Origin of the sequence: Haladaptatus sp. W1 (assembly GCF_001723155.1) — an archaeon.
GTDB lineage: Archaea > Halobacteriota > Halobacteria > Halobacteriales > Haladaptataceae > Haladaptatus > Haladaptatus paucihalophilus.
This window is the reverse complement of record NZ_MEIH01000389.1, coordinates 1-3,173: the sequence shown is the minus strand read 5'-3', so window position 1 is coordinate 3,173 and position 3,173 is coordinate 1. Positions and strand designations below refer to the sequence as shown.

At 51.7% G+C, this 3,173-nt stretch carries 2 protein-coding genes and 1 pseudogene; 2 read left to right on the top strand and 1 reads right to left on the bottom strand.

Features of this window, described 5'->3' with window-relative positions; translation table 11 throughout:
- Positions 1–83: 83 nt before the first annotated feature.
- Positions 84–1,040 (bottom strand): transcription initiation factor IIB family protein, encoded by a 957-nt coding sequence (locus BG842_RS24580; RefSeq protein WP_069451568.1) that lies wholly within the window; start codon positions 1,038–1,040, stop codon positions 84–86.
- Positions 1,041–2,551: 1,511 nt separating this feature from the next.
- Between BG842_RS24580 and BG842_RS24575 the strand changes: the two genes are divergently transcribed.
- Together BG842_RS24575 and BG842_RS24570 are read left to right on the top strand one after the other, a co-directional pair.
- The gene (locus BG842_RS24575) at positions 2,552–2,842 is read left to right on the top strand and encodes a transcriptional regulator (protein ID WP_217493337.1); all 291 of its coding nucleotides are present in this window, start codon (positions 2,552–2,554) and stop codon (positions 2,840–2,842) included.
- A gap of 144 nt (positions 2,843–2,986) precedes the next feature.
- Positions 2,987–3,173, top strand: a pseudogene (locus BG842_RS24570) (protein-L-isoaspartate O-methyltransferase); the annotation flags it as partial.

Sequence of the window (3,173 nt, the reverse complement as noted above, 5' to 3'; positions counted from 1 at the left end):
CTTTCTTGGTTTCTTTTTATGTCAATACTGCCGCTCGGGTTTTTCTCATTTAGATAGCACCCTCGACGGAAAACTGCGTATTCCTAGAGACCGAGTGCATCGAGCTGTTCTTGATAATGATTGCGGATGGTCACTTCGGTGACCTGTGTCACCGTAGCAACCGCACGCTGTGTTTCTTTCTCACCACACAGGAGTGACGCGGCGTAAATCGCTGCAGCGGCACAACTAGTGGGTGATTTTCCTGAAAGCAGGCCCTTTGATGACACGGTGTCGAGAATTTCGTTCGTTTTCGCTTCGACAGCGTCGCTACTCCCAAGTTCTGAACAGAATCGAGGAATATACTGTTTCGGGTCGACCGGTTGTATCTCGAGACCGAGTTCCCGTCCAATATACGTGTATGAGCGGCTTATTTCTCTTCGTTCAACACGCGACACATCTGCAATCTCCTCAAGACTCCGCGGAATATTCTCATTGCGACACGCCGCATACAAACAACAGGTTGCGATCCCTTCGATCGAGCGACCTCGAATCAGATCTTCATCGAGTGCGCGACGGTACAGGACACAGGCGACTTCGCGAACCGATCGTGGCACACCGAGTGCACTTGCCATCCGATCTATCTCGGAGAGTGCAAATTTGAGGTTACGTTCGCTGGCATCTTTCGTTCGGATACGTCCTTGCCATTTGCGCAGTCGGTGCATTTGGCTGCGTTTGTCAGCGGACAACGCGTTACCGGCGGCGTCCATATCTTTCCAATCGATATTCGTTGTGAGGCCCTTATCATGCATTGTCTCAGTTATCGGTGCACCAACCCGGGACTTCTGTTGGCGCTCCTGGTGATTGAAGGCTCGCCACTCTGGTCCAGGGTCAACCGCCTCTTCCTCAACAATTAACCCACAGGCTTCACAGACGGTTTCGCTTCCGTCTGCGCTTGTGAGCAGGGTTTCTGAGTCGCACTCAGGACAGCCCTGGACGCCCTCGTAGTCATCTGCATTGTGCTCGGTCTCATCGCGTTCTCTCCGACGGGAAGGGCGTATCATTGGTTAGCCACAATATATATGATTTCAAAAGTGGTTAAGCCCTCTGTCCGAGATCCCAGCGATACCCACGAAGCGGTGTTGATCCCGCTTTTGCGCACGCTCAGGACTGGATGGTCACAAGGCCGTCACAGTCACAGTCGTAGACTCGGCATCATCTTCGTCGTTCTGGTCGGCCTCCGAGGAGATAGCATTCAGCGTGCCGTTGTTGGTCACGTTTTCACTCGTGGTCATGTGCGTGTCGACGGCGTCACGGTGGACGTAATACAGGCACGTGCAAGCCAGTAGCTCCGCCGATCATATCGCCGATAGAGATAACGTATCGGTGGTCTACGGGACTCTCGGAGCTCTCAGTGGTGACGTCGACGAGTCAGGGAGTACCAATGTCGAAGGCGTCGGGATCAAGAGATTCGTACAGTGGACTGAGTTCTTGCTGATCGCAGTTCTGCTTGGGCTACTGTTTCGACAACAGCAGTGCTCGGTTCTGTTGAGGGCCACTCGTACTGATTGTGGATTGTGTTGGAGGGCGCCTCATCGTTAGAATTCGGCGAATCCTTATCACTCATGTGGGAACACTGTGAGAGTGACCAGCTAAACAGATTAGTGTCACTCACTTCTTCAAACGTCTAGAAACTCTAAAAACGTCTCTGATTTATAGATATTCATGCTCTATGGAATAGGTATGGGACACGCCAAAATGATGCAGTGTATTGACTGCTCATGGAGTGCGAATTCATCGACTGATTCCTGCCAACAAGTAGATCAACTTGCGATTGAACATCATTGTGCGACGGCTCATTCAATCGTGAATGGTCAGAATCCCAATTATGAGTGCCAAATGAATGACTAAGTTGTTTAGGTACGCTAGAACAAAATTCACGGCTCGAAGAACGTAAAATACTCGGGTGGGCAGATATGATTATCTGAATGTGCATTTCATATAGAGATTCTAAACGGAATCATTGCCATAAATAACCCACTGCCGCTTATACACCAAATATTCAATCGACGTTGCTCACAGTACGACGGCATTCATACTCCTACATTTTGCATTAAGCAAGTGTGGACACACACGAGCCTGAGTGATTGTGAAGTGGGCTGGGCTCGTTCAGGAGACGGGCTTCTGTAGATCAGCATACGGACTGTCACTGACAGCGACCGATGAGAGTCTCTCTGCGAGAACGATGACCGCATCATCGGCTGTGTTGGCCCTTATCGACATGAATCTCTTCTCGTGCTCACTACGGGGAATGGATTATGTGTGTCATCCGGAGGTGTTGCCCCACAGACGTATCCGTCAGGGAGACCGAGTATATAAATACGAAATCATACGTACCCACTGTGTGTTTGTGCCCCACTCATAAAGGGGCCGCTTGAGCCGGATTCACCGGCCGTGCAGGGTCACTCCCTCGTTCCCTTCGCGTGGTCGGCACGCGGAACGCATTCTAGTAGATATGTCCCGCAATACCAGTCACACCACCATGAGAAACCCGACCACTTCCACGTCACTCGATATGAGCCTCGACATGCTGAGTTCTCCACACCGCCGCCGCATCCTGTTGGCAGTGTTAGACGACAATCCACGCGATGAAGATGAATTCACGTCAGACGCTACGGACGACGAGCTCACAGCACTGAAAACGCAGCTCCACCACGTCCATCTTCCGAAATTGGCCGACAAAGGCTATATCGAGTGGAACCCAGACACGGAGACGATCCGTCGAGGGCCGAACTTCGATGAGATTGCCCCACTGCTCACCTTGATGAGTAACCATGCAGATGAGTTACCCGACGATTGGCCGTAATTCTCGAACATTTTGGCCTTGTTGAAATCCTCAAACGTTGATATGCTTCTGTGAGCGTGCTGCATAGAGGGAGCGAGTCGGTAGTATGTGTCAGCGATGATTCTTGAGACCCTTATCCATCAGCACATCCAATTCACCGTACGGATGACCAACACCGAACGCGACTACCACGGTTACACCCCGATGGACTACGATGCGGACAGCGAGGCAGACGAGGTGTACCAGATGTGTCTGTCGTCTCTTCTCGCGCACGCGCCCATCGAGCCTGACGACGTGGTACTCGACATCGGTACGGGTACCGGCATCGTCGCTCTCGAACTTGCGTCGAGGT